The sequence below is a fragment of the Pseudomonas sp. DWRC2-2 genome (assembly GCF_049897885.1).
GTDB lineage: Bacteria > Pseudomonadota > Gammaproteobacteria > Pseudomonadales > Pseudomonadaceae > Aquipseudomonas > Aquipseudomonas azotoformans_A.
Genome location: NZ_JAFCXD010000007.1, coordinates 254333 through 267511, shown reverse-complemented (window position 1 = coordinate 267511; position 13179 = coordinate 254333). Strand labels below are relative to the sequence as shown.

12 protein-coding genes and 2 tRNA genes are annotated in these 13179 nt (G+C 57.5%); 1 reads left to right on the top strand and 13 read right to left on the bottom strand.

The window, feature by feature from the left end; all coding sequences use genetic code 11:
• Positions 1 to 27: 27 nt before the first annotated feature.
• The 10 genes from nusA to rlmE form a co-directional block, all read right to left on the bottom strand.
• Complete coding sequence (gene nusA, locus ACP7EW_RS27315) at positions 28 to 1509, bottom strand: transcription termination factor NusA (protein ID WP_010206599.1); 1482 nt, start codon at positions 1507 to 1509, stop codon at positions 28 to 30.
• A gap of 47 nt (positions 1510 to 1556) precedes the next feature.
• Complete coding sequence (gene rimP, locus ACP7EW_RS27310; protein ID WP_038843818.1) at positions 1557 to 2015, bottom strand: ribosome maturation factor RimP; 459 nt, start codon at positions 2013 to 2015, stop codon at positions 1557 to 1559.
• A 140-nt stretch (positions 2016 to 2155) separates the two neighbouring features.
• Positions 2156 to 2232: transfer RNA gene (locus ACP7EW_RS27305), tRNA-Met, on the bottom strand.
• Positions 2233 to 2328: 96 nt separating this feature from the next.
• Positions 2329 to 2414, bottom strand: a tRNA-Leu gene (locus tag ACP7EW_RS27300).
• A gap of 22 nt (positions 2415 to 2436) precedes the next feature.
• On the bottom strand, positions 2437 to 2820 hold the full coding sequence (gene secG, locus ACP7EW_RS27295) for a preprotein translocase subunit SecG (protein ID WP_010206600.1): 384 nt from the start codon (positions 2818 to 2820) through the stop codon (positions 2437 to 2439).
• Between the two features lie 4 nt (positions 2821 to 2824).
• Positions 2825 to 3580, bottom strand: coding sequence for a triose-phosphate isomerase (gene tpiA / locus ACP7EW_RS27290; RefSeq protein ID WP_003194193.1), 756 nt, complete (start codon positions 3578 to 3580; stop codon positions 2825 to 2827).
• A gap of 66 nt (positions 3581 to 3646) precedes the next feature.
• Positions 3647 to 4984: a phosphoglucosamine mutase gene (glmM, locus tag ACP7EW_RS27285; RefSeq protein ID WP_028617970.1), complete on the bottom strand. Its 1338-nt coding sequence runs from the start codon at positions 4982 to 4984 to the stop codon at positions 3647 to 3649.
• Between the two features lie 16 nt (positions 4985 to 5000).
• A complete protein-coding gene (gene folP, locus ACP7EW_RS27280; RefSeq protein WP_426221143.1) occupies positions 5001 to 5852 on the bottom strand; it encodes a dihydropteroate synthase in 852 nt (283 codons plus the stop codon).
• Between the two features lie 8 nt (positions 5853 to 5860).
• Complete coding sequence (gene ftsH / locus ACP7EW_RS27275; protein ID WP_033898262.1) at positions 5861 to 7771, bottom strand: ATP-dependent zinc metalloprotease FtsH; 1911 nt, start codon at positions 7769 to 7771, stop codon at positions 5861 to 5863.
• 200 nt (positions 7772 to 7971) lie between these two features.
• Positions 7972 to 8622: a 23S rRNA (uridine(2552)-2'-O)-methyltransferase RlmE gene (rlmE, locus tag ACP7EW_RS27270; protein ID WP_029298990.1), complete on the bottom strand. Its 651-nt coding sequence runs from the start codon at positions 8620 to 8622 to the stop codon at positions 7972 to 7974.
• Positions 8623 to 8728: 106 nt separating this feature from the next.
• Here rlmE and ACP7EW_RS27265 point away from each other — a divergent pair, with 106 nt between their 5' ends.
• A complete protein-coding gene (locus tag ACP7EW_RS27265) occupies positions 8729 to 9037 on the top strand; it encodes a YhbY family RNA-binding protein (RefSeq protein ID WP_010206607.1) in 309 nt (102 codons plus the stop codon).
• Between the two features lie 9 nt (positions 9038 to 9046).
• On the opposite strand, the gene ACP7EW_RS27260 is transcribed toward ACP7EW_RS27265, so the two are convergent.
• From ACP7EW_RS27260 to carB, 3 genes are read right to left on the bottom strand one after another with little or no spacing between them, the layout of a single operon-like run.
• A complete protein-coding gene (locus ACP7EW_RS27260; protein ID WP_177111716.1) occupies positions 9047 to 9451 on the bottom strand; it encodes an MFS transporter in 405 nt (134 codons plus the stop codon).
• Positions 9452 to 9479: 28 nt separating this feature from the next.
• Positions 9480 to 9956, bottom strand: a complete 477-nt coding sequence (gene greA, locus ACP7EW_RS27255; protein ID WP_033898259.1) for a transcription elongation factor GreA — start codon at positions 9954 to 9956, stop codon at positions 9480 to 9482.
• The gene (carB, locus tag ACP7EW_RS27250; RefSeq protein WP_426221140.1) at positions 9953 to 13174 is read right to left on the bottom strand and encodes a carbamoyl-phosphate synthase large subunit; all 3222 of its coding nucleotides are present in this window, start codon (positions 13172 to 13174) and stop codon (positions 9953 to 9955) included. The genes greA and carB overlap by 4 nt, the downstream gene beginning before the upstream one ends.
• Between the last annotated feature and the right edge of the window lie 5 nt (positions 13175 to 13179).

The window sequence follows — 13179 nt, the reverse complement described above, 5'->3', positions numbered from 1 at the left end:
GCACTTCTCTCCTCAGGCCGCGCCTAGTTACTCGAACCAATGGGCTCGGGCGGCCATGATCAACTTGCCGGCACGATCATCGTCAATGCCGTCGATGTCGAGCAGATCGTCAATAGACTGCTCGGCCAGGTCTTCGCGGGTAATTACGCCGCGCACCGCCAGTTCCATCGCCAAATCCTTGTCCATACCCTCAAGCGAGAGCAGGTCTTCGGCCGGATGGGCGTCTGCCAGCTTTTCCTCAGTAGCGATGGCTTTAGTCAACAAACGATCCTTGGCCCGAGCGCGAAGCTCGTTGACGGTGTCTTCGTCAAAGCCGTCGATGTTGAGCATTTCTTCCAACGGTACGTAGGCAATCTCTTCCAGGCTGGTGAAGCCTTCATCTACCAGCACCTGTGCCAGGTCTTCATCGACTTCGAGCTCTTCGATGAAGTTGCGCAGGATGTCACCGGTTTCAGCTTGCTGCTTAGCCTGGATGTCCGATTCGGTCATCACGTTCAGGGTCCAACCGGTCAGTTGGCTGGCCAGACGCACGTTCTGACCACCACGACCAATGGCCTGAGCCAGATTGTCTGCGCCAACGGCGATGTCCATTGCATGGGCATCTTCGTCAACGATAATTGCCGCCACTTCAGCCGGCGACATGGCGTTGATCACGAACTGCGCCGGGTTATCGTCCCACAGGACGATGTCCACACGCTCACCGCCCAATTCGCCCGACACTGCCTGGACGCGCGAACCGCGCATACCGATGCAAGCGCCTTGCGGGTCGATGCGTTTGTCCTTGGAGCGGACCGCGATCTTGGCGCGCGAACCCGGGTCGCGGGACGCAGCCATGACTTCGATAAGGCCTTCGGCGATTTCCGGCACTTCGATACGGAACAGCTCGATCAGCATTTCCGGCGCGGTACGCGACAGGATCAACTGAGGGCCGCGGTTCTCGGTGCGGATTTCCTTGAGCAGCGCACGCAGGCGCACGCCGACACGGAAGGTTTCGCGAGAAATGATGTCTTCGCGGGCCAGTAACGCTTCGGCGTTGTTGCCCAGGTCGACGATCACGTTGTCGCGGGTGACTTTTTTCACGGTGCCGGAGATGATTTCACCCAGGCGCTCGCGATAAGCGTCAACGACTTGAGCGCGCTCGGCTTCGCGAACCTTCTGCACGATGACCTGTTTGGCGGTCTGTGCAGCAATACGGCCGAATTCGATCGATTCGATCTTTTCTTCGACGACATCACCGACCTTGGCACCAGGATGCGTTTGCGCAACCTTGCTTGGCCAGGTTTCGATGGCCGGATCATCAAGATCGGCTTCTTCGACGACCGTCCAGCGACGGAAAGTCTCATAGGCACCGGTGTGGCGGTTGATTTCCACACGCAGATCAACTTCGTCTTCAAAACGCTTTTTGGTAGCAGTGGCCAGGGCCAGCTCCAGCGCTTCAAAAATCACGTTTGCCGGTACGCCCTTTTCATTGGATACCGACTCAACAACCAGCAGTACTTCTTTGCTCATCGTACGCCTCGCCTTTCGCAAGCCATTGGATCCGCGGGATCCGCGTCTCAGTCAAAACTGGGAATAATGTTGGCCTTGTCGATCATATCGATCGGCAACAGGAACTCATGGTCTTCTACCTGCACCACGACATCCTGTTCTTCTACACCGCGCAGAAGGCCCTGAAAGTTGCGTCGCCCTTCAAAGGGAGATCGCAGCTTGATCTTCACTTGTTCACCGGCAAATTTTGCAAACTGCTCAATAGTGAACAGTGGGCGTTCCATGCCTGGCGAGGAAACTTCGAGGGTGTATTCAACGGAGATCGGATCTTCAACATCCAGCACACCGCTGATCTGACGGCTGACAATGGCACAATCGTCCACCAGCACGCCGCCCTCTTTATCGATATAAACGCGCAACATTGAGTGGCGACCTTGAGCCGAAAACTCAATACCCCAGCATTCATAGCCTAGGGCCACGACCACCGGGGCCAGCAAGGCCTGCAACTCTTCTAGCTTGCTCGACACCTGAACCCCCTCGTGCATGTATGTGCATGCTGTGCAAAATAAAAAAATGGGCGAAACGCCCATCCTTGAAACGCCGTCGAACAGCGGCGTTGAAAGTGTCCAGCTAACAAAAAGCCCCTTAAAAGGGGCTCCGCTAAAACTGGTTGCGGGGGCCGGATTTGAACCGACGACCTTCGGGTTATGAGCCCGACGAGCTACCAGACTGCTCCACCCCGCGACAAAGCTGGGGCGGAAGTATACGACCGATCCCTTACAGGGTCAATGTAACCTTCCACCTACAAGAAAGCCCGCAACAGCGGGCTCTCCTGATAATTGGTACCGAGAAGGGGACTCGAACCCCTACACCCTATGGGCACAACCACCTCAAGGTTGCGTGTCTACCAATTCCACCACCTCGGCAATACAGCGTTTACAACCCTTCTTACTTCTGCTCTTGAGCTGGAGGTACGTCAGTCGCTGGAGTAGCCGACTTTTGCTCTTGAAGCACCGGGACATCATCAGAAGCCGGTTTTGCTTTTGGTACTTCCAACACTGCTGGGTTTGGGAGACCTACTTGAGTCAGCACATGAGCTTTCTCTTTAGCAAAGTAACCTAACCCCAAGCTGGTTATGAAGAAACCGGCGGCAAGTATAGCAGTAAACTTACTAAGAAAGGTAGAGGAACCTTGGCTTCCGAACACAGTATTTGAAGCACCTGCACCGAAAGACGCACCAGCATCCGCACCTTTACCCTGTTGCAACAAAACCAGGGCAACTACGCCCAGGGCAGCCAACAGATGAAAAACGACTACGACTGTTTCCAGCATTTTTTCAGTTTCCCGCGGCGCGACAGATCGCACCGAACTCATCTGCATTCAGGGAAGCTCCACCAATGAGCCCCCCATCGATATCCGGCATGCCGAACAGTTCGACCGCATTGGCCGCCTTCACGCTGCCGCCGTATAGAAGACGCACACCTTGTGCGACTTCAGAATTCTCTGCCGCCAACTGCGCGCGGATGGCTGCGTGCACATCCTGCGCTTGTTGCGGTGTAGCAGTCAGCCCGGTGCCAATGGCCCAGACCGGCTCGTAAGCAATTACTGCCTTTGCAAACGCACCAACACCCAGCTCCTCAATGATGCTGCCCAGCTGACGCGAGACAACTTCAAGAGTCTTGCCTGATTCGCGCTGCTCCAGGGTCTCCCCTATGCACAACACCGGAATCAAGCCACAAGCCTGTGCCGCTGCGAACTTGCGATTGAGTGTCCCATCACGCTCGCCCATCATCTGACGGCGCTCGGAGTGCCCGACAAGCACATAGGAACAACCCGCATCAACCAACTGACTCGGCGAAATCTCACCGGTCAATGCACCTTGCATCGGCTCCACCGCAGAGTTCTGCGCGCCGACCTGGATCGACTTGCCTTTCAGGCCATCAACCACTTGGTTGATATGCAAGCAAGGCGGGAACACCGCAACATCAACACCGCTCGGCAAGGCCAAGTGACGAAGGCCATTGATCAGCTCAGCGACACTGGCGCGGGTACCGTGCATCTTCCAGTTACCAGCTACCATAGTGCGACGCATGCTGTACCTCGTCGGTCAAAGTGGGCGCAGATGTTACCCAACCACATCATCACTGGCAAGCCGAATTCAGGCGCAAACTTCAGTTACCAGTTTTGCCAGGTCTTCGGCATGGCCGCGAACCTGTGTTTCGTCATCGCCTTCGACCATGACGCGCACCAGAGGCTCTGTGCCGGACTTGCGCAACAACACGCGACCACGCCCCGCCATAGCAAGGGTTACGCGCTCGCACGCCTCTTTGACAGCCGGGTGCTCGATCGGGTTTTCGCCGCCGCCAAAACGCACATTGAGCAGCACTTGCGGACATTTTCGCAGCGCCTGGCGCGCTTGGGCCAGACTCTCTTCGCGACGACGCAAGGACAGCAGAACCTGCAGCGCAGCGATGATCGCGTCACCTGTAGTGGTGTGCTGGAAGCAGACTACGTGCCCGGAGTTCTCACCCCCCACCTGCCAGTTACGCTCAAGTAGCTCGGCGATCACATAGCGATCACCGACATTGGCGCGCACGAAGGGAATACCCAGGTCCGCCAAGGCCAGTTCCAGGCCAAGGTTGCTCATCAGCGTACCGACAACACCACCCTGCAGCTTGTTACGCTCGTGCATATCACGCGCAATGATGAACAACAGGTCATCACCATCAACAATCGCGCCCGTGTGATCCACCATCAGCACACGGTCACCGTCGCCGTCGAAGGCAATACCCAAGTCGGCATGCTCGGCCAGGACGGCGGCCTGCAGTTGCTCCATATGGGTGGAACCGCAGTTTTCGTTGATGTTAAGCCCGTTCGGCTGGGCCGACAGCACCGTCACGTCTGCGCCCAACTCCTTGAACACGCTCGGCGCGACTTTGTAGGTCGCACCGTGGGCGCAATCAACCACAATCTTCAGACCGGCAAAATTGGTGCTGCTCGGCACACTGCTCTTGCAGAACTCGATATAGCGACCGGAGGCGTCGTTGATACGCGACACCTTGCCTAACTTACTGGATTCAACCACCGTCATCGGTGCATCCAGCAACTCTTCGATCATCAACTCAATCTCATCAGGCAGCTTGGTGCCCTGCCCTGAGAAGAATTTAATGCCGTTGTCATCATGGGGATTGTGCGAGGCGCTGATCACAATACCGGCTTCAGCGTGAAAGGTACGCGTCAGGTAAGCGATCGCCGGCGTCGGCATCGGCCCCAGCAACATGACATCCGCGCCTGCGGCAGACAGGCCCGCCTCCAGCGCCGACTCAAACATGTACCCGGAAATACGGGTGTCCTTGCCCACCAGGATGCGGCAAGCGCCCATGCTGCGGAACGCCATACCCGCCGCCCACCCCAGCTTGAGCATGAAATCAGGAGTAATCGGAAATTCGCCGACCCGACCACGGATACCGTCGGTGCCAAAGTATTTTTTAGTCATAAGTGCTCCATCATTCTTATTCGGCTGATTCTACAGCGGCAATCATACGCACTACATCCACGGTCTCGGCGACATCATGCACCCTCAAGATACGCGCACCTTTGGTCACCGCCAGCGCAGCCAGTGCAAGGCCGCCATACAGACGCTCACCTACTGGACGATTCAAGGCCTGCCCTATCATGCTCTTGCGCGAAACGCCCACCAATAGGGGACGACCAAGGGCATGCAGGGATTCCATATGCTTGAACAGGCTTAGGTTGTGCTGCAGGGTCTTGGCGAAACCGAAGCCGGGATCGAGGATGATTTTTTCCTCAGCAATCCCCGCGACAACACACTGAGAGACGCGCTCAGCGAGAAAACCGCTGACTTCGCCGACGAGATCATCATAGTGAGGGCTGTCCTGCATGTTGCCGGGCTCACCCAGCATATGCATCAAGCACACCGGCAGACCGGTCGCCGCAGCCGCATCAAGCGCTCCGTCGCGCTGAAGCGAGCGCACATCGTTGATCAGCCCCGCCCCAAGGCGCGCAGTTTCGCGCATCACGGCCGGTGTCGACGTATCAACCGAGATGATCACATCCAGCTCACGCGCGATACGCTCGACGATCGGCGCCACCCGCTCCAACTCTTCCAAAGGAGAGACAACGCGAGCGCCAGGTCGAGTCGATTCGCCACCGACATCAATCAGGGTCGCTCCCGCCGCAACCATGGCTTCAGCATGACGCAAGGCTGCATCGAGCTGACTGAAACGACCGCCATCGGAAAAGGAATCGGGAGTGACATTGAGGATACCCATTACATGCGTATGGGCCAAATCAAGAACCCGGTTGCCGCAAGGCAACCGGGTGGAGGACAACACAGAAGTCATTTCAAACCTTAGACGTCAGCTGCCGGGCCGCCGATCGGGGTCTCAGGGCGTTCGTTCTGAACCACTGGCGGCGTGCCAGAGGTGCCCGAACCACCTTCCCAATCACGAGGCTCACGTGGAGCGCGACCGGCCATGATGTCGTCGATCTGGTCGGCATCAATGGTCTCGTACTTCATCAGCGCATCCGCCATGGCATCCAGCTTGTCGCGGTTGTCCGTGAGGATCTGCTTGGCCGTGCCGTAGCACTGGTCAATGATGCTGCGCACTTCGGAGTCGATCAGCTTGGCGGTCTCACCGGAGAAGCTGGCGCTTTGACCGCCACCGCCACGACCCAGGAACACTTCACCTTCTTCCTCGGCATACATCAGCGGGCCGAGCTTTTCCGACAAGCCCCACTTGGTCACCATGTTCCGTGCAATCTGGCTGGCACGCATGATGTCGTTGGAAGCGCCGGTGGTGACACCGTCGAAGCCCAGGGTCATTTCTTCAGCAATACGACCGCCGTACAGCGAGCAGATCTGGCTGATCAGTGCGCGCTTGGAGAGGCTGTAACGGTCCTCTTCCGGCAGGAACATGGTCACACCCAGTGCCCGACCACGAGGGATGATCGACACTTTGTAGACCGGGTCATGCTCAGGCACGACGCGACCAACGATAGCGTGACCGGCTTCGTGATAAGCGGTGTTCTGTTTTTCTTTCTCGGACATGACCATGGATTTGCGCTCGGCGCCCATCATGATCTTGTCTTTTGCCAGTTCGAACTCTTTCATTTCAACGATGCGCTTGCCGGTACGAGCCGCAAACAGCGAAGCCTCGTTGACCAGGTTGGCCAGGTCCGCACCGGAGAAGCCAGGCGTACCACGGGCAATCACGGCCGGAGCCACGTCGTCGCCCATTGGCACTTTGCGCATGTGTACTTTCAGGATCTGTTCGCGACCACGGATATCCGGCAAGCCGACCACAACCTGACGGTCGAAACGGCCCGGACGCAGCAACGCAGGATCCAGTACGTCCGGACGGTTGGTTGCAGCAATCACGATGATGCCGTCATTCATTTCGAAGCCGTCCATCTCAACCAGCAACTGGTTAAGAGTCTGCTCACGCTCATCATGACCACCGCCCATGCCGGCGCCACGATGGCGACCAACGGCGTCGATTTCGTCGATGAAGATGATGCATGGCGCATGCTTTTTAGCCTGCTCGAACATATCGCGAACACGGCTGGCGCCGACACCGACAAACATCTCGACGAAGTCAGAACCGGAAATGGTGAAGAAAGGCACCTTGGCTTCGCCGGCAATCGCCTTGGCCAGCAAGGTTTTACCGGTACCCGGAGGACCGACCATCAGTACACCGCGAGGAATGCGGCCACCCAGGCGCTGGAACTTGCCTGGATCACGCAGGAACTCGACCAACTCGCCCACTTCTTCCTTGGCTTCGTCGCAACCGGCAACGTCAGCCAGGGTGGTTTTCACCTGATCTTCGGAGAGCAGGCGTGCCTTGCTCTTGCCGAAGCTCATAGGCCCGCCCTTGCCCCCTGCACCGCCTTGCATCTGGCGCATGAAGAACATGAACACGGCGATGATCACCAGGATCGGGAAGCTGGCTACCAACAATTGGGTCCAGATGCTTTGCTGCTCAGGCTGCTTGCCTTCGACCACCACGTGGTTATCCACCAGGTCGCCGATCAGACCGTTGTCCTGGATCGCCGGACGAATGGTCTTGAAGCTGTCGCCATCGTTGCGTTTGCCGGTGATCACGTAGCCATCAACCGCTACGCGCTCGACCTTGCCATCCTTAACTTGCTGGATGAAGTCGGAATAGTTGAGGGTCTGCGGCTCGTTAGGGCTGGAGAAGTTGTTCATCACCGTCACCAGGACAGCCGCGATGATCAACCACAGGATCAGATTCTTTGCCATATCGTTCAATTAACTACCCTCTGAAGCAAGCTCCGCTACTGGCGCGCGCTTCGCATGATATTCACCGGCCTAACTTACTACATTACCTACAACTCTGGCAGGCGCCGTCTGTAACCCTTTGTGAAACTTTGACTACACAATATTCGTAAAGCTTCGTGACGAAAGCGATATAAAAAAACCTATCGCCCTCCTCGAATTCCTCAAAAACGCTCTTCACTCGCAGCGCCTTCCACCCCGCGGAAGCCGCGGCACAGCAGGTACTGCTCCCGAGACCTGTCCCGGGAAGAGTCAGGCTTACGCGTTTGCACCTTGTCGAACAGCTTGCGGATGTTCTTGTGGTACTCGTCAAAGCCTTCACCCTGGAAGACCTTCACCAGAAAATCACCACCAGGACGCAAAACCCGACCCGCCAAATCCAACGCCAGCTCACAGAGGAACATTGCGCGCGGCATATCGACGGCCGGTAATCCACTCATATTGGGGGCCATGTCGGAAATCACAAGGTCTACCTGCGAATTTCCCACAGCCTCGAGGATCTGGGCGAGTACGGCATCCTCAGTGAAATCACCATGAACAAAGGTCACGTCCGGGATACTGTCCATTTCCAGGATGTCGGAAGCGATCAAGCGGCCCTGCCCACCAATCAGACGACTGGTCACCTGGGACCAACCACCTGGGGCTGCACCGAGATCGATAACGCTCATGCCTGGGCGGATCAACTTATCCTTGTCCTGAATCTCCAGCAGCTTGTAGCTGGCCCGGGAACGGTAGCCGTCCTTCTGCGCCTTTTTGACGTAAGGATCGTTGAAATGTTCTTGTAGCCACTTAAGGCTGGTTTTGGAACGGGCCACGGGCCACCTCGAAAAATAAAACGGGTCGTGATTAACTGGGCGGTCCCGGACTCGCTCGGGTAAACTGGCCGCCGCTTTTTACAAGATCAGACGCAGGGGTCAGATTATGCCGCTCACTCAAGAGCAGAAGAAACAGTACAAATCCATTGGCCACCATCTGAAACCAGTTCTGATTGTGGCAGATAACGGTTTGACTGAAGGTGTGTTAGCCGAATTCGAACGTGCGCTGAACGATCATGAACTGATCAAGATCAAGGTCAACATCCTTGACCGCGAAGCGCGCCTGGCTGCCATTGCAGAACTGTGCAAGGTAGGCAAAGCGGACCTGGTCCAGGTCATCGGCAAGATGGCGCTGCTGTATCGCAAGAACTTCAGCGTCAACAAGCAACTGTCGAACGTACATCGCTTCAAGTAATAAAAAGGGTCACGGGCGTGCTTCGCGCGCCCTGCCACTCCAACCTGGCGCCGGCTGCATCACCAGCACCAGACCGGAAAACCCTAGCACAAGATAGCTGAATAGCTGCCAGCGCAACGCTTCCGGCAGCCAGACATGCACCATGCAATACATTGCACACGCATACAGCGCCATCAACAGCAGTTGCCCGCGAATATCCCGCCACAAACTTCCCAAGCCTTCAGCCTTGACCAGCACCAACGCCTGGAGCGTCACGCACGCCGCGGCAAAAGCCACCAGCAACGCACTGAGTAATCCATCGATCTCATCGATCAGCAACGGTGCCAGGCCAATCAAGCCCAGCGCCGGTAACACGCCAATGTGCAACAGCCACAGGCCACCCACCCAAAGCATCTGGGAGAGTTGCCAAAGCATGGCGCCCGCACGAAGCGGGCGCCGTCTTTCAGATGTGACGAACTTCAACAATCTCGTACTCGGTCACGCCGCCTGGCGTTTTGACAGACACCACATCACCCTCTTCCTTGGCAATCAAGGCGCGGGCCAGCGGAGAACCGACAGAGATCTTGCCGAGTTTGAAGTCAGCTTCGTCCTCACCAACGATGTGGTAGACCACGCTTTCGTCCGTCTCGACGTTGGCGATTTCCACGGTCGTGCCGAAAATCACCTTGCCGGTCTTCGGAATGGTCGTCACGTCGATGACCACCGAGTTCTGCAGGCGGCCTTCGATATCACGGATCCGCGCCTCGACCATACCTTGCTGCTCGCGAGCAGCGTGGTATTCGGCGTTTTCCTTCAAGTCACCCAGCTCGCGGGCCGTACCGATGTCCTGGCTCAGCTTTGGACGTACGACCTTGGTCAGGTGGGCGTGCTCCTCTTCCAGGGCCTTGAAGCCCTGGACGGTCATTGGGTATTTGGTCATGCCTTCAATCCTGCGTGTAGATCCTGCAAGCGACGCACGGTCTTTTCCGGACCGAACTTGAGCGCTTCGCAGATGGCTTCGCCAGCAGCAATGGTGGTGGTGCAGTAGATCTTGTGCTGCAAGGCGTTACGACGAATGGAGTAGGAGTCCGCGATCGACTGGCGACCTTCGGTGGTGTTGATGATCAAGGTGACTTCGTCATTCTTGATCATGTCGACCACGTGCGGACGGCCTTCCGTCACCTTGTTCACGCGACGCACCTTCAGGCCCGCAGCTTCGATCAGCTTGGCGGTCCCGGCGGTGGCCACGACTTCGAAGCCCAAGTTGATCAGATCCCGGGCCACGCCTGCAACCAGTGGCTTGTCATCATCACGCACGCTGATGAACGCAGTACCGCCGGTCGGCAGCACTTCGCTGGCACCCATCTGGGCCTTGGCGAAAGCTTCACCGAAGGTATCACCCACGCCCATGACTTCACCGGTGGACTTCATCTCTGGGCCCAGGATCGGGTCCACACCAGGGAATTTGGCGAATGGGAACACGGCCTCTTTCACGCTGTAGAAGTTAGGAATAATTTCCTTGGTGAAGCCAATTTCCTTCAGGGTCTTACCGGCCATCACGCGAGCAGCGATCATGGCCAGGGACACACCGATGCACTTGGAAACGAATGGCACGGTACGCGAAGCGCGCGGGTTGACCTCGATGACGTAAATGTCTTCGCCTTGCAGCGCCAACTGTACGTTCATCAGGCCGACCACGCCCAACTCCAAGGCCATTTTCTTGACCTGTTCACGCATCTCGTCCTGGATGTGCGCCGGCAGCGAGTACGGCGGCAGCGAGCAAGCGGAGTCACCGGAGTGAACGCCCGCCTGTTCGATGTGTTGCATGATCGCGCCGATCACCACGTCGGTGCCGTCGCACACGGCGTCCACGTCCATTTCGATGGCGCAGTTGAGGAAGTGGTCGAGCAGCACTGGGCTGTCGTTGGACACTTTCACCGCATCACGCAGGTAGCGCTTGAGTTCTTCTTCTTCGTAGACGATTTCCATCGCACGGCCGCCCAGTACGTAGGACGGACGCACCACCAGCGGGTAGCCAATCTTGCTGGCTGCACGGATAGCTTCGTCTTCGCTGCGCACGGTGGCGTTTGGCGGCTGGCGCAGGTTCAGGCGTTCAACCATTTGCTGGAAGCGTTCACGGTCTTCTGCACGGTCGATAGCGTCTGGGCTGGTGCCGATAATCGGCACGCCGGCTTCTTCCAGGGCACGCGCCAGTTTCAGCGGAGTCTGGCCGCCGTACTGGACGATCACGCCCTTCGGCTTCTCGACCCGGCAGATTTCCAGCACGTCTTCCAGGGTCACTGGCTCGAAATACAGGCGATCGGAGGTGTCGTAGTCGGTGGAAACGGTTTCCGGGTTGCAGTTGACCATGATGGTCTCGTAACCGTCTTCGCGCAGGGCCAATGCCGCGTGTACGCAGCAGTAGTCGAACTCGATACCCTGGCCGATACGGTTTGGACCGCCACCAAGGATCATGATCTTGTCGCGGCCCGACGGCGCGGCTTCGCACTCTTCCTCGTAGGTTGAGTACATGTAGGCGGTGTCGGTGGCGAACTCGGCCGCGCAGGTGTCAACGCGCTTGTAGACCGGGAAGATCTCCAGCTTGTGGCGGTGGCGACGCAACGCTTTCTCGGTCACACCCAGCAACTTGGCCAGACGCATGTCAGAGAAACCTTTGCGCTTGAGCTTGAACATCAAGTCGCGGTCGATACTGGCAAGACCCAGAGTCTTGACCTTCTCTTCCTCCTTGATCAGGTCTTCGATCTGCACCAGGAACCACGGGTCGATCATGTTCATACCGAAGATGTCTTCGACCGAGAGACCGGCGCGGAAAGCATCAGCCACGTACCAGATGCGCTCGGCGCCCGGCACGGTCAGTTCGCGCTTGAGGATGCTCATGCTTTCCGGGTTGCTCAGGTCGAGCTTCTCGTCCAGGCCACAAACGCCCAATTCCAGACCGCGCAGGGCTTTCTGCAGGGATTCCTGGAAGGTCCGGCCGATGGCCATGACTTCACCGACCGACTTCATTTGAGTGGTCAGGCGTGCATCGGCTTTCGGGAATTTCTCGAAAGCGAAACGTGGCAGCTTAGTGACGACGTAGTCGATTGACGGCTCGAAGGACGCCGGAGTAGCGCCGCCGGTGATTTCGTTCTGCAGCTCGTCCAGGGTATAGCCGATCGCCAACTTGGCAGCGATACGCGCAATCGGGAAGCCAGTAGCTTTCGATGCCAGCGCCGAAGAACGCGATACACGCGGGTTCATCTCGATCACGACCATACGGCCAGTGTCCGGGCAGATACCGAACTGAACGTTGGAACCGCCGGTTTCAACGCCGATTTCACGCAGTACCGCCAGCGAGGCGTTACGCATGATCTGGTATTCCTTGTCCGTCAGGGTCTGCGCCGGAGCAACGGTGATCGAGTCACCGGTGTGCACGCCCATCGGGTCGAAGTTTTCGATGGAGCAGACGATGATGCAGTTGTCCTTTTTATCGCGGACAACCTCCATCTCATACTCTTTCCAGCCGATCAGGGATTCGTCAATCAGCAGCTCTTTGGTCGGCGAAAGGTCCAGGCCACGAGAGCAGATTTCTTCGAACTCTTCACGGTTGTAAGCGATACCGCCACCGGTACCACCCATGGTGAAGGACGGACGGATGATGCACGGGAAGCCCAGCTTCTCGAGCACTGCGTTGGCTTCTTCCATGCTGTGGGCGATGCCCGAGCGCGGGCAGTCCAGGCCGATGGACTTCATCGCCTTGTCAAAGCGCGAACGGTCTTCGGCCTTGTCGATGGTGTCCGCATTGGCGCCGATCATTTCTACGCCGAATTTTTCCAGGACGCCTTCGCGCTCCAGGTCCAGGGCGCAGTTCAGAGCGGTTTGACCACCCATGGTTGGCAGCAGCGCGTCCGGACGCTCTTTCTCGATGATCTTGGCAACGGTCTGCCACTTGATCGGTTCGATGTAGGTGGCGTCAGCCATGTCCGGGTCGGTCATGATGGTGGCCGGGTTGGAGTTCACCAGGATGACGCGGTAACCCTCTTCGCGCAGGGCTTTACAGGCCTGGGCGCCGGAGTAGTCGAATTCGCAGGCCTGGCCGATCACGATCGGGCCAGCGCCGAGAATCAGGATGCTTTTTATGTCTGTACGTTTTGGCATGGGTT

Coding starts and splice junctions, on each gene's coding strand:
- nusA (WP_010206599.1), bottom strand. CDS start 1,509: ATGAGCAAAGAAGTACTGCTGGTTGTTGAGTCGGTATCCAATGAAAAG.
- secG (WP_010206600.1), bottom strand. CDS start 2,820: ATGCTGGAAACAGTCGTAGTCGTTTTTCATCTGTTGGCTGCCCTGGGC.
- tpiA (WP_003194193.1), bottom strand. CDS start 3,580: ATGCGTCGCACTATGGTAGCTGGTAACTGGAAGATGCACGGTACCCGC.
- glmM (WP_028617970.1), bottom strand. CDS start 4,984: ATGACTAAAAAATACTTTGGCACCGACGGTATCCGTGGTCGGGTCGGC.
- folP (WP_426221143.1), bottom strand. CDS start 5,852: ATGACTTCTGTGTTGTCCTCCACCCGGTTGCCTTGCGGCAACCGGGTT.
- ftsH (WP_033898262.1), bottom strand. CDS start 7,771: ATGGCAAAGAATCTGATCCTGTGGTTGATCATCGCGGCTGTCCTGGTG.
- ACP7EW_RS27265 (WP_010206607.1), top strand. CDS start 8,729: ATGCCGCTCACTCAAGAGCAGAAGAAACAGTACAAATCCATTGGCCAC.
- ACP7EW_RS27260 (WP_177111716.1), bottom strand. CDS start 9,451: ATGCTTTGGCAACTCTCCCAGATGCTTTGGGTGGGTGGCCTGTGGCTG.
- greA (WP_033898259.1), bottom strand. CDS start 9,956: ATGACCAAATACCCAATGACCGTCCAGGGCTTCAAGGCCCTGGAAGAG.
- carB (WP_426221140.1), bottom strand. CDS start 13,174: ATGCCAAAACGTACAGACATAAAAAGCATCCTGATTCTCGGCGCTGGC.